This window comes from Streptomyces sp. RKAG290, assembly GCF_023701695.1.
Classification (GTDB): Bacteria; Actinomycetota; Actinomycetes; order Streptomycetales; family Streptomycetaceae; genus Streptomyces.
This window is the reverse complement of record NZ_JAJOZC010000001.1, coordinates 5,294,365-5,313,975: the sequence shown is the minus strand read 5'-3', so window position 1 is coordinate 5,313,975 and position 19,611 is coordinate 5,294,365. Positions and strand designations below refer to the sequence as shown.

General features: G+C 71.6%; 17 protein-coding genes and 2 pseudogenes. 8 read left to right on the top strand and 11 right to left on the bottom strand.

Features of this window, described 5'->3' with window-relative positions:
• Positions 1-9 precede the first annotated feature (9 nt).
• Positions 10-1,113 carry a serpin family protein gene (locus tag LNW71_RS23415; RefSeq protein WP_250970023.1) on the bottom strand — a complete coding sequence of 368 codons (1,104 nt, stop codon included), beginning with the start codon at positions 1,111-1,113 and terminating at the stop codon, positions 10-12.
• 60 nt (positions 1,114-1,173) lie between these two features.
• On the opposite strand from LNW71_RS23415, the gene LNW71_RS23410 reads away from it, so the two are divergent.
• Entirely contained in the window at positions 1,174-1,665 is a 492-nt protein-coding gene (locus tag LNW71_RS23410) for a GNAT family N-acetyltransferase (protein WP_250970022.1), read from the top strand.
• Positions 1,666-1,677: 12 nt separating this feature from the next.
• Here the strand turns inward: LNW71_RS23410 and LNW71_RS23405 are convergent, their stop codons facing one another.
• On the bottom strand, positions 1,678-3,723 hold the full coding sequence (locus LNW71_RS23405; RefSeq protein ID WP_250970021.1) for an MDR family MFS transporter: 2,046 nt from the start codon (positions 3,721-3,723) through the stop codon (positions 1,678-1,680).
• A 135-nt stretch (positions 3,724-3,858) separates the two neighbouring features.
• Here LNW71_RS23405 and LNW71_RS23400 point away from each other — a divergent pair, with 135 nt between their 5' ends.
• Complete coding sequence (locus LNW71_RS23400; RefSeq protein WP_250970020.1) at positions 3,859-4,989, top strand: peptidoglycan-binding domain-containing protein; 1,131 nt, start codon at positions 3,859-3,861, stop codon at positions 4,987-4,989.
• Between the two features lie 192 nt (positions 4,990-5,181).
• Positions 5,182-5,844, top strand: coding sequence for an HAD-IA family hydrolase (locus tag LNW71_RS23395; protein ID WP_250970019.1), 663 nt, complete (start codon positions 5,182-5,184; stop codon positions 5,842-5,844).
• Between the two features lie 152 nt (positions 5,845-5,996).
• Here LNW71_RS23395 and LNW71_RS23390 read toward each other — a convergent pair whose 3' ends face one another.
• A complete protein-coding gene (locus LNW71_RS23390; RefSeq protein WP_250970018.1) occupies positions 5,997-6,758 on the bottom strand; it encodes an ABC transporter permease in 762 nt (253 codons plus the stop codon).
• Between the two features lie 316 nt (positions 6,759-7,074).
• On the opposite strand from LNW71_RS23390, the gene LNW71_RS23385 reads away from it, so the two are divergent.
• From LNW71_RS23385 to LNW71_RS23370, 4 genes are all read left to right on the top strand, one after another.
• Positions 7,075-7,719: an HNH endonuclease family protein gene (locus tag LNW71_RS23385; protein ID WP_250970017.1), complete on the top strand. Its 645-nt coding sequence runs from the start codon at positions 7,075-7,077 to the stop codon at positions 7,717-7,719.
• Between the two features lie 133 nt (positions 7,720-7,852).
• Entirely contained in the window at positions 7,853-9,595 is a 1,743-nt protein-coding gene (locus tag LNW71_RS23380) for an alkaline phosphatase D family protein (RefSeq protein WP_250970016.1), read from the top strand.
• An 82-nt stretch (positions 9,596-9,677) separates the two neighbouring features.
• Complete coding sequence (locus LNW71_RS23375) at positions 9,678-10,136, top strand: DoxX family protein (protein ID WP_250970015.1); 459 nt, start codon at positions 9,678-9,680, stop codon at positions 10,134-10,136.
• Positions 10,137-10,395: 259 nt separating this feature from the next.
• Complete coding sequence (locus tag LNW71_RS23370) at positions 10,396-11,082, top strand: VTT domain-containing protein (RefSeq protein ID WP_250970014.1); 687 nt, start codon at positions 10,396-10,398, stop codon at positions 11,080-11,082.
• Here the strand turns inward: LNW71_RS23370 and LNW71_RS23365 are convergent.
• The 4 genes from LNW71_RS23365 to LNW71_RS23350 all read right to left on the bottom strand — a co-directional run bounded on the left by LNW71_RS23365 (position 11,069) and on the right by LNW71_RS23350 (position 14,097).
• Entirely contained in the window at positions 11,069-11,293 is a 225-nt protein-coding gene (locus tag LNW71_RS23365) for a DUF2277 domain-containing protein (RefSeq protein WP_250970013.1), read from the bottom strand. The genes LNW71_RS23370 and LNW71_RS23365 overlap by 14 nt on opposite strands.
• Before the next feature lie 203 nt (positions 11,294-11,496).
• Positions 11,497-12,177, bottom strand: a complete 681-nt coding sequence (locus tag LNW71_RS23360; RefSeq protein WP_250970012.1) for a GAP family protein — start codon at positions 12,175-12,177, stop codon at positions 11,497-11,499.
• On the bottom strand, positions 12,170-13,552 hold the full coding sequence (locus LNW71_RS23355; protein WP_250972117.1) for a DUF1254 domain-containing protein: 1,383 nt from the start codon (positions 13,550-13,552) through the stop codon (positions 12,170-12,172). Before LNW71_RS23355 ends, LNW71_RS23360 begins: the two co-directional genes overlap by 8 nt.
• Positions 13,553-13,656: 104 nt before the next feature.
• The gene (locus LNW71_RS23350; RefSeq protein WP_250970011.1) at positions 13,657-14,097 is read right to left on the bottom strand and encodes a hypothetical protein; all 441 of its coding nucleotides are present in this window, start codon (positions 14,095-14,097) and stop codon (positions 13,657-13,659) included.
• Between the two features lie 404 nt (positions 14,098-14,501).
• Between LNW71_RS23350 and LNW71_RS23345 the strand changes: the two genes are divergently transcribed.
• A complete protein-coding gene (locus LNW71_RS23345; protein ID WP_374119534.1) occupies positions 14,502-15,905 on the top strand; it encodes an MFS transporter in 1,404 nt (467 codons plus the stop codon).
• Here the strand turns inward: LNW71_RS23345 and LNW71_RS23340 are convergent.
• The 4 genes and pseudogenes from LNW71_RS23340 to LNW71_RS37030 all read right to left on the bottom strand — a co-directional run bounded on the left by LNW71_RS23340 (position 15,841) and on the right by LNW71_RS37030 (position 19,581).
• On the bottom strand, positions 15,841-17,079 hold the full coding sequence (locus LNW71_RS23340) for an MFS transporter (protein WP_250970010.1): 1,239 nt from the start codon (positions 17,077-17,079) through the stop codon (positions 15,841-15,843). The two genes, LNW71_RS23345 and LNW71_RS23340, sit on opposite strands and share 65 nt — an antisense overlap.
• 97 nt (positions 17,080-17,176) lie before the next feature.
• On the bottom strand, positions 17,177-17,587 hold the full coding sequence (locus LNW71_RS23335) for a hypothetical protein (protein ID WP_250970009.1): 411 nt from the start codon (positions 17,585-17,587) through the stop codon (positions 17,177-17,179).
• Positions 17,588-18,030: 443 nt separating this feature from the next.
• Positions 18,031-18,578 (bottom strand): annotated as a pseudogene (locus LNW71_RS23330) (DUF1062 domain-containing protein).
• 281 nt (positions 18,579-18,859) lie between these two features.
• A pseudogene (locus tag LNW71_RS37030) lies at positions 18,860-19,581 on the bottom strand (alpha/beta hydrolase).
• Positions 19,582-19,611 lie beyond the last annotated feature (30 nt).

Sequence of the window (19,611 nt, the reverse complement as noted above, 5' to 3'; positions counted from 1 at the left end):
CCGAGGTGCTCAGCCCGCCACCGGCGCGTCCTCCTGCCAGCCCGTGAAGAGCGGGACCTCGCCGCTGCCGTCCAGGACCACGATCCCGAACGGACGGTCGAAGGCGAGGTGCAGGAAGCGCCGCGGCGGCGCGGGCGCCGCGCTCCCCGGCGCGGCGAGGACGGTCACGGCCGCCGCCTGCACACCCTCCTCGGCGACTTTCACCACGGCCTCCTGCACCACCTGGGAGATCCTGAGCCGTTCGGGTGAGAGCCCCGAGAAGTCGGCGTCGGCGCCGGTCGCGATCCGCACCCCGAGCGCCGGCAAGTGCCTGGTGACCTGAACATTCGTACGTAGGGTGAATCGCGGGACGGCGATACTCAGCGCGTCCGCCTCCAGCGAGGCGCGTGCCTCCGCCGGAGCCCAGGCGGCGGGCAGTACGTCCGCCGCCCCCGCACCCGGTTCCCCCAGCACCAGCCGGACCCGGGCCGGGGCGGCACCGGGGCGCTCCGCGCGGCAGCGCAGCTCGACGACGTGGGTGCCGCGTACCGTCCAGGCGTCCCAGGGCGCGGGTCTGCCGTGCATCGTCGGCACCGGGCGGCTCACCCCCGCCGCGTCGGTGAACGGCAGGTCCCGGGTGTCCGCGCGCTCGAACGGCACCTCCCAGCGCGCCTTCAGCGCCAGCACGTTGACGAGCACCAGCAGCATCTCGTCACTGATCTGCAGCGGCAGCCGCTCGATGAGACCGCCGGTGGCCTCCCGCACCCACGCGTCGACCCCGGCGGCGTCCATCGGACCGAACCCGATGTCCGCCAGCGCCTCCCGGTACTCCCGGTGGACCGGCACCCGGCTCCACACCCGGGTCGCCACCCCCAGGGCGTCGGTGGCCGCGAGCTCGCGCACCCCGGCCGTCACCGCGTCGGCGGCCTGCCGCTCCGCCACCCCGAGCACCGCCCGCAGTTCCTCGGCGGTCTCCCCGCGCGCCCCCGCCGCGACCACGGCCAGCGCCAGCCAGAGCCCGGCGGGCGAGCACACGAAACTCCCGCCGGCCGGCCCGGCCAGCTCCCGCAGCCACCTCTCGCCGAGCCGTTGAACCACCTCGGCCCTTGTCGTCGATCCTGTCGCCCGCGTCACCGATGCCCCCTGCAGCCAATTCGCTTTTCCGTACAGCTGTGCGGAAGACAGAATGAACCAATGACGTGGACCGTGACGCCCGAACGCTTCGACTCCCCCGACGCCGCCCTGCTGCGCCGGGACTACTACGACGAGGTCGCCAGCCGCTACTGGGGGCGGCCCGCGACCGTGGCGGAGATCGACGAGGGGCTCACCGACGACGGCGTCGAGCTACTGGTCCCGCCGACCGGTGAGTTCGTCGTCGGCCGGTTCGACGGCAGGGCGGCGGCCTGCGCCGGTCTGGTCCTCACGGCCCCGGACACCGCGGAGCTGACCCGGGTGTACGTGCGCCCCGAGGCGCGCGGCACGGGCGGCGGCGGGCTGCTGCTCGCGGCCGTCGAGAGCCGGGCCAGCGCACTCGGCGTGCGGCTGGTCCGGCTCGACACCCGTAACGACCTGGTCGAGGCGCGCGGCCTGTACGCCAAGCACGGCTACCGGGAGGTCCCGGCGTTCCACCGGCGCAACCAGTACGCGGAGCACTGGTTCGCCAAGGAACTCCCGGCCTCCGTCTGACCGGCCCCGCCCTCAGGGGGCGTGGTGGTCGCGCTTCGGCTCCGGGCTGTGCGGCCGTTCCCTGCTCGACCCGGTCGTCTCGGCCGTCAGCTCCGACACCAGCGCGACCAGGTCGGTCGGCCGGTCCGGACCCCACCAGTCGCCCAGCAGCTCCGCCAGCGACTCCTCACGGGCGTGCGAAAGCTTCATCACGGCCTCCGCACCGGGTTCGGTGAGCACCAGCTGCACGCCCACCCGGCGGGCCAGGCCGCGCTCCTCCAGCTGACGGGCCGCCTCGCTGACCACCCGTAGCGGCACCGGGGCGACTTCGGCGAGCCGGGCCGGTTCCACGGTGCCGTGCCGCTTGATGCGCAGCAGCATCCAGCTCGCGGCCGGCAGCAGGTCGAAACCGGCCCGCTCGGTGATCTTCACGTAGACCTCGCGGCGCCCCTCCCTGGTGGCGAGCACCGAGAGCGCGCGGGCGCACTCGTCGTACGAGGACCGCTCCACCGGGTTCGACGCCAGGGTCTCGCTCGGCTCGGGGGCGGTCACCGAGCCGCGCAGCTTGTCCTCCTTGAGCAGCCAGGCGAAGACGAAGGCGACCAGGACGACGGGCGCCGCGTACAGGAACACGTCGGTGATCGACGTCGAGTACGCGTTGAGCACGGGCTGCTGGAGCGCGGGCGGCAGCTGGCCGATCGCACGCGGGTCGGCGGCCAGGCCCTCGGCGCTGACGCCGGGCGGCAGCGGCCGGTCGGCGAGCGCCGAACCGAGCTTGTCGGTCAGCCGGTTGGTGAAGATGGTGCCGAAGATGGCGACACCGAACGAGGCGCCGATGGAGCGGAAGAAGGTCGCCCCCGACGTGGCGACGCCCAGGTCCTGGTACGACACGGCGTTCTGCACGACCAGCACGAGGACCTGCATCACCAGGCCGAGTCCCGCACCGAAGACGAAGAAGTAGATGCTCATCTCCAGCGTGCTGCTGGTCTCGGTGAGCCGGTGCAGGAGCAGCAGACCGATCGCGGTGATACCGGTGCCGGCGATCGGGAAGACCTTCCAGCGGCCCGTACGGCTGACGATCTGTCCGGACGCGGTCGAGGTGATGAGCAGGCCGAACACCATCGGGAGCATGTGCACGCCGGACATCGTCGGCGTGATGTCGTGCACCACCTGGAGGAAGGTCGGCAGATAGGTCATCGCGCCGAACATCGCGAAGCCGACGACGAAACTGATCACCGCGACGAGGCTGAAGGTCCTGATCCGGAACAGCTTCAGCGGCAGTACGGGCTCGGCGGCGCGCCGCTCCACGTACACGAAGGCGATCAGCAGCAGCGCGCTGACCACGGCGAGTCCGATGATCTGCGCCGATCCCCAGGCCCAGGTGGTGCCGCCGAGCGACGCGATCAGGACCAGGCAGGTGGCGACCGAGGCGATGAGGAAGGTGCCGAGGTAGTCGATGGTGTGCTTCGTCCGGCGGACCGGGATGTGCAGTACGGCCGCGATCACGCCGAGGGCGACGACACCGATGGGGAGGTTGATGTAGAAGACCCAGCGCCAGCTGAGGTGCTCGGTGAAGAAGCCGCCGAGGAGCGGACCGAGCACGCTCGTGGCGCCGAACACCGCACCGAACAGGCCCTGGTACTTGCCTCGTTCGCGCGGCGCGACGATGTCCCCGACGATCGCCATCGACAGCACGATCAGGCCGCCGCCGCCGAGTCCCTGCAGTGCGCGGAACCCGATCAGCTGCGGCATGTTCTGGGCGATGCCGCAGAGCGCCGAGCCGATCAGGAAGATGACGATGGCGATCTGGAAGAGCCGCTTGCGCCCGTACTGGTCGCCGAGCTTGCCCCAGAGCGGGGTCGCCGCGGTCGATGCCAGCAGATAGGCCGTGACCACCCACGACAGGTGTTCCAGACCACCGAGGTCGCTGACGATGGTGGGCAGTGCGGTGGACACGATGGTCTGGTCGAGTGCGGCGAGCAGCATGCCGAGGAGCAGCGCGCCGATCGCCACCAGGACCGACCGCGTGGAGCGGTCTTCGCCGGGGGCCGGGGCCGGAGGGCTCAACTGCTGGGCCATGAAATATCTCCTCGGGTCCGCTTCATCCCCATCCTGGCTGTTCCACAGCGTTATGGCCTGCCGAGGGGCCGCATGATTGGGCTTCCTGGCGGCGCGCTGCATAATCGCAGGCAGTTCAAGGGGAGGGGACCCACAATGACCGGACATATATGCCCGGAGTGCGGAGCGGACTGCAGACCGGGCACCGGCCCGGGCTGCGCCTGCGCGGAACGCGCGGCGCACCGCGGTGCCGGACAGCCGCCGGCCACGGAGCAGCAGCACGCCGACGAGCGGCAGCGGGCCGCCGAGCAGCACCGGATCGTCGAGGAGCACCACGCCGGACGGTCGGCCGATTTCGCGGCGGCGGAGGACTTCGATCCGCTGCGCATCCGGCCGTACGTGACGCTGGGGGGCGAGGAGGCGGCAGCCGTCCACGAGGAGTCGAGGGAACACCCGCCGGACGGCCGCACGGGGGACGCCGCCACCACGATGCCGCTGTTCCTGGATCCGGCGGGTCCGGGCCCCGATCTGCCGGACGCCACGGGTCCGGCGGGTCCGGGCCCGGCCGGCCCTGGCCCGCTGCCGGGTGCCACGGGTCCGGCAGACCCGGCAGATCCGGCCGGGCAACCGGGCATCACCCTCGCGCCCGGCCCCGACCCCGTGCAGCCACGCCGCCGCAAGCCCTTCGCGGCGCTGGCCGCGGGGGCGGCCGTCCTCGCGGTGGTGGGCACGGCGGCCTTCATCGGCGGGCTGTTCAACGGCGACGACAACGGGGACGCCGACCTGGACCGGGCCCTGCCCTCCACCGTGACCAGCCTCCCCGAGGAGAGCGCCGCGCCGTCGGCCTCCAGGACGGCGTCCGCCTCCGCGTCGCCGTCCCGCCCGGCCACGGCGTCGCCGTCCGCTTCCGGGTCGGCGTCACCGTCGGCGAGCGCGTCGGCGTCCCGCTCACCGTCGGCCTCCGCGTCGGGGCCGGCCGGCCCGTCGTCCCCGGCGGCCACGGCGGAGAGCAGCAAGCCCGCACAGGTGGCGCCGCCCGTCGAGTCGCCGAGCGACACGACGCTGCGGCGTGGCGACCACGGCCCGGAGGTGGCCGAGCTGCAGCGGCGGCTGCAGGAGGTCTGGCTGTTCCGCGATCCCGCCGACGCCGATTTCACGGACCGGGTCGAGAAGGCCGTGCGCGACTTCCAGTCGTCGATGTACATCCAGGGCGACCCGGCAGGGGTCTACGGACCGAACACCCGGCGGGTGCTGGAGGCGGTCACCACAGGTCAGGGGCGCCACTGACCCGCGCCGGAGGACCGGTTCCGGCGAGATTCGCTTTCCTGGACGGGTTTTTGTATCGTGATGGAACAAAGTGGCCTTCGCGCGCACTCCCTGACCGGCGGGCGGGGGCCACTTGTTCTCTTTCCCGCGTCGCCCGCACGTCCGCGACGCCCGCCTTTCCCGCAGTTCGCTTCCCCGCTCTGGAGCCCGCCCATGCCGGCCACCGTCCTCACCGCCCGCGCCCTGCTGCTCGACATGGACGGCACCCTGGTGAATTCCGACGCCGTCGTGGAGCGCTGCTGGCGGCGCTGGGCACTGCGGCAGGGTCTGGACCCGGAGGCCGCGCTCAAGGTGGTCCACGGCCGGCAGGGGTACGCCACCATGGCGGTGCTCCTCCCGGACCGTCCGGTGGAGCAGAACTACGCGGACAACCGGGTGATGCTCGCCGAGGAGACCGCCGACACCGACGGCGTCGTCCCGATCGGCGGCGCCGCCGCCTTCATGGACGCGATCGCCGCGCTCCCGCACGCCCTGGTCACCTCGGCCGACCGGGCCCTGTCCCAGGCCCGGATGACCGCCGCCGGACTGCGGATGCCCGATCTCCGCGTCACCGCCGAGAGCGTCGGTGCCAGCAAGCCGGACCCGGAGGGCTTCCTCAAGGGTGCGGCCGGGCTGGGCTTCGACCCGGCGGACTGCATCGTCTTCGAGGACTCCGAGGCGGGCATCGCGGCGGGCCGGGCGGCCGGCATGCGCGTCGTGGGCGTCGGCCCGCGCGCGGCGGCGCTCTCCCCCGACGCGCACGTCGAGGACCTGACGCAGATCCGGGTGGAAGCGGCGGCGGACGGCTCGGTCCTGCTGCACATCAGCGCCCGCTAGCCCACCGCCCGGCGCGGCTCCGGCACACCAGCGCCCGGCGCCACTCCGCACACCAGCACCGACCGACGTCCACGGCCCGGCTCCCGCACGTCAGCGCCGGCCCGACGGACGGCCACGGCCCGGCGCGGCTCCCGCACGTCAGCGGCCGTACATCAGCGCCCGCCGGCGGACGCACCCTCCGCGGCGCGGTGCAGCCGTCCGCGTGCCACCAGTTCCAGCACGGTCGCGACGGCCGCCGCCTGAACGGCCATCAGCGCCACCAGGACGAACAACTGCACGGCCCCCGCCTGCACCGGTGAGGCGCCCCCCAGCAGCATGCCGACGAAGGCACCGGGCAGGGTGACGAGCCCCACCGTCCGCGTCTGGTCGAGCCCCGGCAGCAGCGCGTCCGACGCCGCGGGCCGGGCGATCTCCAGCCGTGCGTCGCGGTCCAGGAAGCCGAGCGCCATCGCCGCTTCCACCTCCCCGTACCGGGTCGCCAGTTCGTCCAGCGCCCGCCGCCCGCCCTGCACGGTCGCGGTCAGCGCGCCCCCTATCAGGATTCCCGTCACCGGGATCAACACGATGCCCCGGACCGGCACGAGCCCGGTGAGCAGGAGCACCGCGACCACCGGCACGACCCCCACCCCGATCGGCACGGCCACCCACCACCACGTGCGGTTGCCGGTGACGCGGCGCCCCGCGGTCCACACCGCCACGCCGAACATCAGCGCGATGAACGCGAACGTCGGCGCAAGCGCGTGCACCACCCATCCGATGAGCGAGGAGACCGCGGCGAGCTGGACCGCCGCCCGCAGTCCGGCGACGACGATCTCGCGGGACCGGCCGAGCGAGGCGAACGCGGCGACACCGGCGGCCGCCGCGAGCAGCACGGCGAGGACGACTCCGAGCGTGATGTTGACCGGAAGCAGCACGCGGCCACCCTAAGACCGCCCGCGCCTGCGCCGGGCCGCAGAACCGGGCCCCCGACCCTGCCGAACCGGGCGCCCGACCCGCCGCCCAACCCGCCTTCCCCAGCGCGGAACTGCTTGCTCATCAGTTCCGTACGCCCGCGCACACACTTCCGTCACGCCCCCGCACACCGAACCCCTTCGTCAGACCTCTTGATGTGACGTGCCCATGTCGCCACTCTGTTACCTGGCGCCCACCCCACGGAAACCTGGCGCCGCCACGATGGCCGGGCCGTTCCGGATGGCCCGTCCAAGGTCCCCCCACATCAAGGGAGTTCGCATGTCAGGTGTCTACGCGCGTCGCATAGCCGTCCTCGCCGCATCCGCCGCCCTCGCCGCAACCACCGGACTTCTCACCGCCCCCAGCGCCCAGGCGGCCATGCCCACCCCGGTCGCCGCCTCCACCGCCCGCACCTATCTGGGCGAACTGACCGTCCAGGCGGAAGGTTCCTCCAGCGGATACAGCCGGGACAAGTTCCCGCACTGGATCGCCCAGTCGGGCGCCTGCGACACCCGCGAGGTCGTCCTGAAGCGGGACGGCACGAACGTCTCACAGGACTCCAGCTGCGCCGCCGTCAGCGGCAGTTGGTACTCCGAGTACGACGGAGTGAGCTGGACCGCCGCAGGCGATCTCGACATCGACCACATGGTCCCGCTGGCCGAGGCCTGGCGCTCCGGCGCCGCCGCCTGGACCACCGCCCAGCGCCAGGCGTACGCGAACGACCTGACACGCCCGCAGCTCATCGCGGTCACCGACAACGTCAACCAGTCGAAGGGCGACAAGGACCCGGCGGAGTGGCTCCCCTCGCGCACCGCCTACCTGTGCACGTACGCGCGCGCCTGGGTGCACGTGAAGCACTACTACGACCTGACCGTCGACTCGGCGGAGAAGAGCGCACTGCAGTCCGTGCTCAACGGCTGCTGACCGATCACCGGACACCACCCGGCCGGCTGACCGGCAGCCCCGGGGACAGTCCGACACTCCTCCGTCGTTCCGTACGGAACGGACGGCCCGTACCGTACGCAGCGTCCGTACGGAACGATGCGAGGAGCACCACATGGCCGGGCTGCGCCTGGGACCACTACTGCGGTACGTCGACTGGGAGACCGCCTCCACCGCGACCGTCTGGGTCGAGTCGGACCGGCCGTGCACGGCCGAGGTCCGGTGCGCGGACGGGGCCTCGGGCTCGTCCCGGACCTTCGCGGTGGGCGGCCACCACTACGCCCTGGTGGTGGTGAGCGGCCTGACACCCGGCTCCACCACGGCGTACGAGGTACTGCTCGACGACAGCAGGGTGTGGCCCCCCGAGGACCACCGCTTCCCCGCGAGCACGATCACCACCCCGGCGATACCCGGCGAGACCGAGGACGCCGAGACCGCCGGGCCGCTCCGGGTCGCGTTCGGCTCCTGCCGCTGGGCGGCTCCCCCGGGCGGCGGCCACACACCGGTGCGGGCAGATCCCGTCGGCCCGGACGCCCTGGACACCCTGGCCGCCCGGCTGGCCGCCGACCCCGACGCCGCACGCCCCGATGTCCTGCTGCTCCTGGGCGACCAGGTGTACGCGGACGAGACCTCGGAGGAGACCCGGCGCAGGCTCGCCAAGCGGCGCGATCTGGACGAGCCGCCGGGGGCGGAGGTCGCGGACTACGACGAGTACACCTGCCTGTACGACGAGTCATGGGGCGACCCCGAGGTGCGCTGGCTGCTCTCGACGGTCCCCAGCTGCATGATCTTCGACGATCACGACGTCATCGACGACTGGAACACCAGCGCCGTCTGGCAGGCCGACATCCGCGCCACCTCCTGGTGGCACGAGCGGATCGTCAGCGGGCTGATGTCGTACTGGGTCTACCAGCACCTCGGCAATCTCTCCCCCGAGGAACTGGCCGCGGACCCGCTCTACGCGGCGGTGAACGCCACCCCGGACGGGACCCAGGCGGTCCGCCGTTTCGCGGCCGAGGCCGATGCGGACCCGACCAGTACCCGTTGGAGCTACCGACGCATTTTCGGCCGAGTACGGCTGCTCATGGTGGACAGCCGCGCGGCCCGGGCGCTCGACGAGCAGCAGCGGGCGATGCTCCATCCGCAGGAGGCCCGCTGGCTGCGCGAGGAGGCGCTGGCCGCGCCCGGTTCCTACGACCACCTGCTGATCGGCACCTCGCTGCCGTGGCTGCTGCCGCCACTGGTACATGACGCGGAGCAGTGGAGCGCCGCGCTGTGCCGGGGCGAGCGGGGCGGGCCGCAGGGCCGCTGGGCGCGCATCGGCGAGTATCTGCGCCAGCGCGCCGACCTGGAGCATTGGGCCGCGTTCCCGGACTCGTTCAAGCTCCTGACGGAGCTGATCCGGGAGGTGGGCAGCGGTCCGGACGCGCCCGCGACGGTATGCGTGCTGTCGGGCGATGTGCACCATGCGTACATCGCGGAGCCGGCCTGGCCCGCGACGGCTCCCGGCGGCGGCCCGAGCGCCCGCGTCCTGCAACTGACCTGCTCTCCCGTGCACAACTCGATCCCCAAACCGCTCAAGGCCGGCTTCCGTTTCGGCTGGAGCCGGGCCGGGCGGCGGCTCGGAGGGCTGCTGGCGCGGCACGGACGGGTCGACACGTCGCCGGTCCAGTGGCGCAAGACGGACGGGCCGTGGTTCGGCAATCAGCTGATGACCCTCACCATGCATGGCCGGAAAGCTGCGCTGTCATTGGTTCAGGCCAAGTCGAGGAAGACAGGGGCCCAGCTGGAGACGGTTTTCGAGCACTCACTGACCGACGACGGGGCGTCGACTTTCAGCCAGTCAACCAAACGTTGAACTTGCAAGTATTGGTGAGGTTTGCCTAACCTGTGGCGCTCAGTCGGTTCACGTCCCCACCAGACCGAAGGAGCCCTCCCCCATGTACACACGCCTGAATCGGGCACAGCCCTATGCCCTGGCGCTCTTCCGCATCGTCGTAGGCCTGCTCTTCGCCTGCCACGGCGCCGCCTCGCTCTTCGGCGTCCTCGGCGGCGCCATGGGCGGCGGCTCCATACCCGCCGGCACCTGGCCCGGCTGGTACGCGGCGGTCATCCAGCTCGTCGGCGGCAGCCTCGTGGTGCTGGGCCTCGGCACCCGCATCGCCGCCCTCGTCTCGTCCGGCTCCATGGCGTACGCGTACTTCAAGGTCCACCAGCCCGGGGCGCTCTTCCCGCTGCAGAACGGCGGCGAGCCCTCGGCCGTCTACTGCTGGGTGTTCCTGCTGCTCGTCTTCACCGGCCCCGGCGCACTGGCCCTGGACCGGCTGTTCACCTCCCGCGCCACCGCTCGGCGCGACGAGGACCGCACACCCGAACCGGCCTCCCCGGTCGCCGTCTGACCTGCACCAACAAGGCGGGCCCGCAACCGACCGGGCCCGCCGCACCGCCTCGCGCCCGCCGGGAACACCGCTCCCCGGCGGGCGCGAGGCACACTCGAGCAGCACGCAGGGCGCACGTGACATACACGTGGGGTGCCCAACATCACGCATATATGTGGATCTACAGGTGAACGGCAGGCGTACGCTGTACAGCTGGCCCTGCCGCCCCTGCCGCTCCCCTGCGACGTCGCGGCGTTGTACACGAATCGGGGAGTAGAAGGTGCTTGAGAGTGTGGGTGCGCTGACCGGCAGCCCATGGATCTACGCTGCGGTGGCCCTCTCGGTGCTTCTGGACGTCTTCCTGCCCGTGCTGCCCAGCGGGGTCCTGGTGATCACGGCCGCCACGGCCGCTGCCGCCGGCACCACGTCCGTGGCCGCCGACGCGGCAGGCGCGGCGCGCCAGGTCACCGAGGTCCCCTCGCTCCTGGTCCTGACCCTCTGCGCGGCCAGCGCCTCGGTGCTCGGCGACCTCGTGGCGTACCGGCTCGCCTGGCGCGGCGGCGCACGTCTGGACCGCGCCATCGCCCGTTCCCGCCGCCTCACCTCGGCGCAGGAACGTCTCGGCGCGGCGCTCAGCCGCGGGGGCGGCGTCCTCGTCGTCATCGCGCGCTTCGCCCCGGCCGGCCGCTCGGTCGTCTCACTGGGCGCGGGCGCCTCGCACCGCAAGGCGACGGAATTCCTGCCGTGGTCCGCGGTGGCGGGCGTGGCCTGGGCCGGTTACAGCGTGGGCCTCGGCTACTTCGGCGCACAGTGGCTCGGCGCCAGCTGGCTGGGCACGGCCATCTCGGTCCTCGCCCTGTTCGTCGCCGGCGCGTTCGCCGCACTGCTGATCCGGCGCCCCGCGTCAGCAGCTGCCGCCGCGGCAGCAGCGACCGCCGCTCCGGTCCCGGTCCCTACGACGTCCTGACACCTCCCCGCACTTCCAGACCGTCCAGCAGCCTGGCGGTCGACGCGGCGATCTCGTCGACCGCACGGTCGAAGACTTCCCTGTTGTGCGCGGCAGGCGCGCGGAAGCCGGAGACCTTGCGTACGAACTGCAGGGCGGCGGCGCGGATGTCCTCCTCGGTGGCCTCTTCGGGGAGAACTGGCGGGCGAAGGGTCTTGATACTGCGGCACATGTCTCCAGTGTGGACCGCGCCACTGACAACGTCCTGACCTCCATGCGGACGGCGCCACTGGCCACGTCGTGACGGCGGGACGCCGACGGTCACCGGATGCAGCCGGCACCTCCCGGCACCGCCTGGCAGCACCTGGCGCGGAACACCCGGGCCCCGCGACCCCTGAACACTCGCGCCGGTGCCGGTCCGGAGCAGCCGGTTCCTCAATTCGCCAGGCCGCTGATCGCGTCCCCGAGGTACTTGGCGCCGAGGACGACGAGCACCGTCGCCATGATCGCGGCATTGTGCCGCCCCATCCACTCCTTCCACTCGCCCAGCACCTGGGAGGACCGCGCGCCGCCGAAGAGGTAGACGGCCAGCGGCAGCGTGGTGCAGAGCGAGGCGAGAACGACCATCAGGACGGCGGCGACGGTCTTGCCGCCGCCGCCCGCCGTGCTGGAGGCGATCGAGACCGCACCGCCGACCGCCAGCACCAGGTTCTTCGGGTTGGCGACGGCCAGCGCGGCCGCCAGCCCCACGGACTTGCCGGGGGTGAACCCGTCGATCGCCCGCATCCACCCCGGCTGCCCGGCGTCCTGTCCGGCCCGCGGCCGGTCCTTCCACTGCTTGGCCGCCAACAGGACGAACAGCGCCCCGAGCCCGAGCTTCAGCCACAGCGTCCAGGTGGCAGGGCCCTCATCTCCCCCGGAGGCATCGGCGCCCGATCCTGCGAGCACGACCACCGTCACCAGCACGGCGAGCGACACCGTCCAGCCGAGGGCGAACGCGATTCCGTTGGACCGGCCGCGCGGGGTGGCGAGCATGAGGATGACGGCGATCAGCGGCACCGGGCTGATGGCGATGCCGACCGCGGACGCCAGCATCTGCCCGATCGCGTCACCCATGAGCGGACCCGTCGACCCGGCGGACGGCGGGAATCCCGTAACGGCCGTCGAGCACGGACCGCTCCGGCATGTAGAGCCTGAGCATGGGCCGGAAGTCCCCCTCGGGCGCCGGCAGCCAGTTCGCCGCCGCGACCGGGTCCGCGGGCCGCTCCCTGCTGATGTGGACGGTCAGCGACCCGTCGTCGCCGTACACGATCCCGGGCGTACGGTCCCCGACCGAGTACCGCCCGGCCGGATTCGCGACCAGGTAGTAGTCCGGGGTGTCGTACATGGTCACCGACCAGAACGCCTCGACCGGCGGCGGCTCCTCGAAGCGCAGCTCGTAGCGGTGTGCGCCGTTGAGCTGCGCACCGTCGGCATCCTGGAAGGTCTGCGCGTACACCGCCTCGTAACCGTGGTTCCCCCACAGCCCGACGCGTGCCGCCACGGCCCTCGCCAGGTACGAGGCCTCCCGGTCCGCGATCTTCCACTCCGACGAGTCGAGGGTCCCCACCCCGAACCAGTCGAGGTTGTAGTCGAAGAGATGAGGATTCATCGACCACCCCCCGCCGCTTCCGCCCGGCGTGCCGTCCCCCGCCCCGGGCCGGCTCGCCGCCTCCACGCGCTCCTTGCCCAGCGCCAGCCCCTCGGTCAGCGCGCGTACGAGCGCGGCGCCGGCCGGGACGTAGGGTGACGGCCCCTCCTCCAGCAGCCCCAGCGGCTGGAACCGGTCCTGGTAGGCCCGGTCGGCCGCGGACGGCGGGAAGTCGGCCATCCACACCCTGAGCTGCTCGAAGAAGCGGAGCGCCTCGGGTACACCCGCGTCGGGTGCGGGCAGACCGGTGCGGTGCTCACCCGGTTCCAGGTGGGTGAGGGTGAGCTGCTCCTGAAGCGGGCGGACCCGTTGCGCCAGGTCGTCCGGGCCGTCGCAGGCGTTGCGGCCGACGATCGTGACCACCGAGGTGGGCGCGTCGATCACCCCCCGCACGTCGCCGGGCACGGTGCCCGCCCAGCCGGGCGGCACGACGAGCCAGTCGCCCGCCTCCGTACCGGTGGCCCGGCGGCCGACGTAGGCGAAGTTGTTGGACCAGGCGTCGACGAACTGCATGACGTAGTACGCGCCGACGGTGTCCGGGACGTGCAGCCGCACCGGTCCGCCGGAGAGGTCCAGCTGGGCGATCGAGTAGACCGTGTCGTTGTTGACGGAGACGAAGTGCGCGCCCGCGTCGGCCAGCCGGTCGGAGTGCGTGAAGTGGTTGAAGGGGGCGGGCGCCATCGAGCCGAAGCCCTTGTGCAGACACGTCTCGACCATCGTCAGGTCGAACACCAGCGGATACCCGTAGACGTACGCTTCGGCGGCCAGTTCGACGAGCCGGTGGGTGTTCTCCTCGGACACGGAGGGCCTCCCCTTTGTGGTCGCGTACAGCAGGCTGGAACGGCAGGACAGCAGCGGATACCCCCAGATCCAGGCATCCGCCGCCGCACCGTTGCCGTTGCCCGTCAAACGACCGACTTCGAGCGATCGGTGCACAGGGCCCAGATCACGAAGGTGTCGATGGCGAGGGAGACGACGGCCCAGATCGGCTGGTAGGGCAGCCACATGAAGTTGGCGATCATGTTGAGTGCTGCCAGCCCCACACCGACCCAGCGGGCCCAGGCGGCACCCCGGAGGATGCCCAGGCCGACGACCGCGATGACGATGCCGAGGATGAGGTGGATCCATCCCCAGGTCGTCACATTGAACTCGAAGACGTAGTTGTTGATCCGGGCGTAGACGTCGTCCGTCGCGATCCCGGCGATGCCCTTGATCACTCCGAGAATGCCGTCCACCACCAGCAGAACTCCGGCGAACATGGTCCCGCCGGCCGCCCAGGGGTTGACGCCCCCGGGGTCGGACGGACGCGGGGAAGAGCTGCCCGGCGTGGGCGCGGTCTGTGCCATGAGAACTCCTTGGCCGGTGGGACTGCACGTCAGACCGACCCTGGTCGGCACGTGCCGGGGCGGCTACTTGGGCGCAGCCGAACGGGTGAGAGCGGCACCCGGTCCAGCCGCGAGCCCCGCCCGCTTCGGTGCGGGTGGGGGTACGGGTCCGGGCTCCGGCCGTAATTCGCTGCCTGCGGAGGAGAACGGCGGCTAGCCTGCCACCACCACCTGAATCCCGAGGAGTTGAGATGCCCGGTCGCCCGAGCGCGCGCTGACGTAGCAGGTCGTGATCGACCCGTCATCGCGTGCTGCCTCTGATCTGCGGCACAGCGAGCCTTTCTCGCCCGGTCCACCGGCGCACTTCTCCGTGCACCGGCCGGCGAGCGTTGTCCGCAGCAGCTCAAGGGGTCCCCGTGACGTCCGTGTCTTCCGACAGCACCTCCGATACCACCCACCACGCTCCCGACGGTCCCCGGAGCCGGCCCGGCCTGTGGCGGGACGCCGACTTCCGCAGGCTCTGGGTCGGCCAGACCGCGTCCCAGTTCGGCGCCCAGGCCAGTCAGGTGGTCCTGCCGCTCATCGCCGTGGTCTCCCTGAACGCCGGTCCAGGTCAGCTCGGCGCCCTGCGCGCGGTGGAACAGGCCCCGATCCTGCTGCTCTCGCTCTTCGCCGGTGCATGGGTGGACCGCAGACGCTCCCGCACGGTGATGGTGCTGGCGGACTGCGGCCGGACACTGGCCCTGGCAGCGATCCCCACCGCGTACGTGCTCGGCATCCTCGGGCTTCCCGCACTGCTCGTGGCCGCTCTGCTCGTCGGCGTACTGAGCGTGTTCTTCGACGTGGCCTACCAGGCGTCGCTCGTACGGCTGGTGGCACGGGACCAGTTGATGCAGGGCAACAGTGCGCTGGAGGGCAGCAGATCGGCGGCGCAGATCGGCGGCCCCGCGCTCGGCGGCACGCTCGTGACGTTGTTCTCGGCGCCGATCGCCATCATCACCGGCGCGTTCTTCTTCGCGCTGTCGTCCGTGTCGATCTACCGGATCCGCAAGCACGAGCCGCTCCCCGCACGCCCCGATGGCCCGGCTCGCATCTGGCGGCGGATCCACGAAGGACTGCGCTTCGTCATCGGCAACACCTCCTTGCGGGCGGTGGGGCTCGCCTCCGCGCTCTACCAGTTCTCCTTCGCCGCCCTGATGACCGCCTACCTGCTCTATCTCCCCCGCGGGCTTCACCTGTCGGGTACGGCCGTCGGCCTGGCGCTCGCGGCGATGGGGCCGGGTGCGGTGGTGGGTTCGCTGCTGGCGGCGAGACTGCCGGGGAGGCTCGGTTACGGGACGGTGCTGGTGTCATCGGCGGTGCTGGCGGACGGCGTGATGCTCTTCGTACCGGCGCTGCACGGATCCCACGCGGTCACGCTCCCCCTGCTCATGGGGATCAACTTCGTTTTCGGTACCTTCAGTCAACTGGTCAACGTCACGGCGATGGCCGTACGGCAGGCTGTCACCCCCGTCGGGATACAGGGCCGGGTCGTGGCGACGATCAACTTCGTCGGCATGGGCCTGACCCCGCTCGGCTCACTGCTCGGCGGCTACCTCGCGAGCGTGTGGGGCCTGCGCACCAGCCTGCTGATCACCGCCGTCGCCCTCGCGTTGTCCCCGCTGTTCATGGCCCTCTCCCCGCTGGCGCGGCTGGGCAGGGCACTCCCGGACGAGCATCGGCCGGTCACCGTACAGCCGGAATCGAGTCGAACGGGCCGCGCTTTCAAGCCCGTTCGATCCGGTACACGTCGCGCACGGCCGCGTTTGCCAGGGTGGCGGCGAGGATGATCCCCGCACACCACAACAGGATGTGCTGGCTCGTCCAGTGCTTCGAGGCCAGCGCGACCAGCAGATACGCCACGGGGATGGCGATGCGTTCACCCACCGCGTTGAACGCACCAAGGCGCCCCAACTCCGCATCAGGCACTTGCTGTTGCATGACCGTCGACCAGGAGACGATCGCGACGTCGAGTCCGATGCCGGCGATGACGGCAGCGACCAGGACGCACGTGAGGGACAGCTCAAGCCCCAGAGCGGCCAACGGCAGCATGATGCCCGAACCGGCCAGCACACAGACCAGCATCAGCCGTCGCGGCTTCCAGACCAGGCAGACGAACGTACCGGCCAACAGCCCGGCGGCGAAGGCACCCTGTACGAGTCCCCAGGAGCGGGCACCCGAGTAACTGGCTTCCGCGACGAGGGGCCCCAGCAACTGGTAGCCGGCCAGCCAGGCGGCCACGACCGCCGTTCCGGCGACGGTGTAGCTCCACAGCCAGCTCCGCGAGCGAAACCCGGCCCAGCCGGCCCGGAGATCGCCCACCACACCGCCCCGGGGGGAAACGGACCCCCCGAGCCGGAGGCCGAGCAGAAGCAGGGCCGCAACCACGAAGGTGGCCGCATCCCATGCGAGCACCCAGGCGGGCCCCGCCAACGCCACGCCGAATCCGCCCACGACCGGAGCGATGATCTTGACCGCGTTGCCGGGAACCCGGACCAGCGCGTTGGCCTGCTGCAGTTGTTCCTTCGGTACCAGCCGGACCGCGATGCCCTGGGCGGCAGGCGCGATGAACGCGGCCGACACCCCCGAGAAGCAGGCGCAGACGCTGATGGTGAGCGTGGACGCCGTACCCGTCGCCACGAGCACGGCAACGGCCGCCTGCGCCGCCCCGGCACCGAGATTGCCGAGGAAGAGGATCCGGCTTCGGGACATCCGGTCCGCCAGTACGCCGCCCAGGAGAAGGAAGACCACGGTCGGCACGGTGTTCGCCGCGAGCACGATCCCGAGCGACTGCGCGCCCCCGCCGTTACCGATCACAGCGAAGGCCAGCGCTACGGGCGCCATCGCCGAACCGGTGGCGGAGATCAGGTGAGCCAGCAGGAATCGGCGGAAGACAGGTACCCGAAGAGGGGACGCGCCACGTGGCCCGTACTCCTGCTCGTGCCGGGCGGTGGTGGTGGTCATGGTCCTCCTGGGGGGGCGCACCGATCACTCTTGGGACGGCCGGGCGCCACCGGAGGCGTCACCACCGCCGGGCAGGCCGGGCCCGGCGGCTGGCTGCTCAACGGCCGGCCAGCACCTCCCCCAGGCTCACGACAGGGCAGCCGAGGAGTTCCGTCAGCACCTTGCGCTGCCGCTCGGTAAGGACCGACGGCACCGTCAGGAAGACCGCCACGTCGGCGCGGGCCCGCGCACAGACCTCAGCCGTTTCGCGGACCTTCCCGTAACTCATGAGCGTCCTCGATGAATAGGGCAGCCCCATCTTCCTGACCCCACCGCCCGAAACGCCCCGCCGCTGCACGATCCGCCCCACCACCCGGGCCCCGAGCGCGGTCACGTCGGCGACCGCCACATCCATGAGCGAGGCGAAGTCCTTCTGCCTGGCGGAGAAGTATCCGACGACCACGACATCCGCCCCGGCGACCACCAGGGCCGGCCCCTCGTACGGGTTCCGCGCCGATGGGTTTCGCACCGATGGGTTTCGCACCGATGGGTTTCGCACCGATCCCGCCCGCGGAACGGGGCGCCGGTCTCGCCTCCGGTAGTGGTGCATGCCCCACAGGCTAGATGCACCACCACCGCCGCGATACGAGATATCCCGCCTCGGGGCGGCAGCAGGGACGCGCGGGGCACGGGCAGCGGCAGCAGCAGCAGCAGCAGCAGCAGCAGCGGCAGCAGCAGCAGCAGCAGCAGCAGCAGCAGCAGCAGCAGCAGCGGCAGCGGCAGCGGCAGCGGCAGCGGCAGCGGCAGCGGCAGCGGCAGGGCGAACGGGGCACACCACCAGGGCGGTGCGGGCACGGACACGAGGCCGGTGCGGGTACGAGACGGCCGCGGGGGCATGATCCGAAAGGACCGGCTCGGCCCAGGGGCCTGCCCGGCGGATCTCGCCGGACAGGCCCCCGGGCCGAAATGAGCTCAGCGCTTGAGCGTGAAGGTGAAGTCGCCGGAGAGCTTGCCGCTCAGCCGGACTGCCGAGACCAGCTTCCCCTCCGCGACCAGCCTCTCGACCGCGGCCCGCGAAAGACCGCAGCCTTCGGCGATGAGCCGCACCGGCCGGACGGGTATCCGTGCCGTGAAGCGGACCCGTATGTCCATCACCTCGCGGTCCAGATGATCCGACCCCCGGTGTCGAGGCGCCAGGCGTTGTCCCAGTCGAGCGCGATGCGATTGCGGCGCCGCACGACCGGATCCTGGAGCAGCTCAGCTGCCAGGCCAGGGTCGTTGTCATGCAGCCGGCCCAGCAGCTCGGGTCGTACGGAGCGCACGTTCACCCGCTCCAGGACCGTCAGCTTCGTGGTCTCCCCGCAGCCGGCACAGAGCGCGAGGAGCCAGACGTCGATGAGCTTGTGGTTGGCGTTGACGCGAAATTTGCCGTTTGCCCGGAAGCGCTCGGACGCGCACGCGTGGCAACGGCGGAGAACGAGCGGCAGGCAGGTGGGAGCGACCACCCAGTTGTTGAGCACAGAGATACACCGGTTCCAGTGAGAAGACCGCAGCAAAAAGGAGCGCGGCGCGGATGCGCGACGCGCGACGATTCATCGCTTGGGGGGTCTCACAGGGTGTACAACGGTGCGTCCTTGCCTCGACAACTCGGTTCGGCAGCACGGTAATAGCGCCGGCGGCTCGGCTCCACCGGTTTTCGGGCGCCTCAGCACCAGGTCCTTCCCGGTGGCTCGTGGACAAGCCGGAGCGGTTCCGAACCCGGTCTCCGAACCCGGTCACCGAACCCCGTAGCGGTGTCCGGTCACTGAGGGCTTTCGTCTCCGGGCCGAAGCAAGTCCCGCAGTACGGAGGCGACTTCCCCCGGCGCGCTGATGAAGGGTGAGTGGCCCGTCTGCCAGGTCAGGGTGCTGGAACAGCGCCTGCTCATCGCCCGCTGCAGACCGGGGTCGATCGCGCGATCCCGAGCGCAGATGACGTAGGTGGAAGGCGTGTTCTGCCACGCTCGGCGCTCCGGTACGCCTCGGCCGCATCCCGGCTTCTGCCGTCGCAGCAACGAAGCCGCCCAGGTCGCCCGCTCGATCGGGGCGTCGCCGTAGAACACGTCCAAGGCCGCCGTCGGGTCCACGTGGGTGACGCCGTCCGCGTCGTGCACGACGGAGGAGGTGAGGAGCTCCGTCGTGCCACCGAGACGGGCCGCACTCTCCCCTCGGCGGGCACAAAGGCCGCCACGTACACCAAGTGGCCGACACCCGTAAGGCCGGTGATGACTGACCCGCCGTAGGAGTGGCCCATGACCAGCGGCTCATCCGCCATGGCGTCAACGACCGCTTGTACGGCCTCGGTGTCGGCCAGGAGGGAACCACGGTGCAGTTCCGGAACGGCGACCTCGACCCCGGCAGCAGTCAACTCCCCCACCACCAGATCGAAGTGCCGTGGGTCGTGATAGAGGCCGTGCACCAACACCACGCCGTTCACCGAGGCCCCCGATCCGGCAGAGCATGCGCTTCTCCCGCCGCAGACCATGGTCCCCGAACCTGGCCGGAGACACGAACG

What these genes read in the sequence shown, in the direction of transcription:
- LNW71_RS23410 (WP_250970022.1), top strand. Translation starts at nt 1,174, where the DNA reads ATGACGTGGACCGTGACGCCCGAACGCTTCGACTCCCCCGACGCCGCC.
- LNW71_RS23405 (WP_250970021.1), bottom strand. Translation starts at nt 3,723, where the DNA reads ATGGCCCAGCAGTTGAGCCCTCCGGCCCCGGCCCCCGGCGAAGACCGC.
- LNW71_RS23400 (WP_250970020.1), top strand. Translation starts at nt 3,859, where the DNA reads ATGACCGGACATATATGCCCGGAGTGCGGAGCGGACTGCAGACCGGGC.
- LNW71_RS23395 (WP_250970019.1), top strand. Translation starts at nt 5,182, where the DNA reads ATGCCGGCCACCGTCCTCACCGCCCGCGCCCTGCTGCTCGACATGGAC.
- LNW71_RS23385 (WP_250970017.1), top strand. Translation starts at nt 7,075, where the DNA reads ATGTCAGGTGTCTACGCGCGTCGCATAGCCGTCCTCGCCGCATCCGCC.
- LNW71_RS23380 (WP_250970016.1), top strand. Translation starts at nt 7,853, where the DNA reads ATGGCCGGGCTGCGCCTGGGACCACTACTGCGGTACGTCGACTGGGAG.
- LNW71_RS23375 (WP_250970015.1), top strand. Translation starts at nt 9,678, where the DNA reads ATGTACACACGCCTGAATCGGGCACAGCCCTATGCCCTGGCGCTCTTC.
- LNW71_RS23365 (WP_250970013.1), bottom strand. Translation starts at nt 11,293, where the DNA reads ATGTGCCGCAGTATCAAGACCCTTCGCCCGCCAGTTCTCCCCGAAGAG.
- LNW71_RS23360 (WP_250970012.1), bottom strand. Translation starts at nt 12,177, where the DNA reads ATGGGTGACGCGATCGGGCAGATGCTGGCGTCCGCGGTCGGCATCGCC.
- LNW71_RS23350 (WP_250970011.1), bottom strand. Translation starts at nt 14,097, where the DNA reads ATGGCACAGACCGCGCCCACGCCGGGCAGCTCTTCCCCGCGTCCGTCC.
- LNW71_RS23340 (WP_250970010.1), bottom strand. Translation starts at nt 17,079, where the DNA reads ATGACCACCACCACCGCCCGGCACGAGCAGGAGTACGGGCCACGTGGC.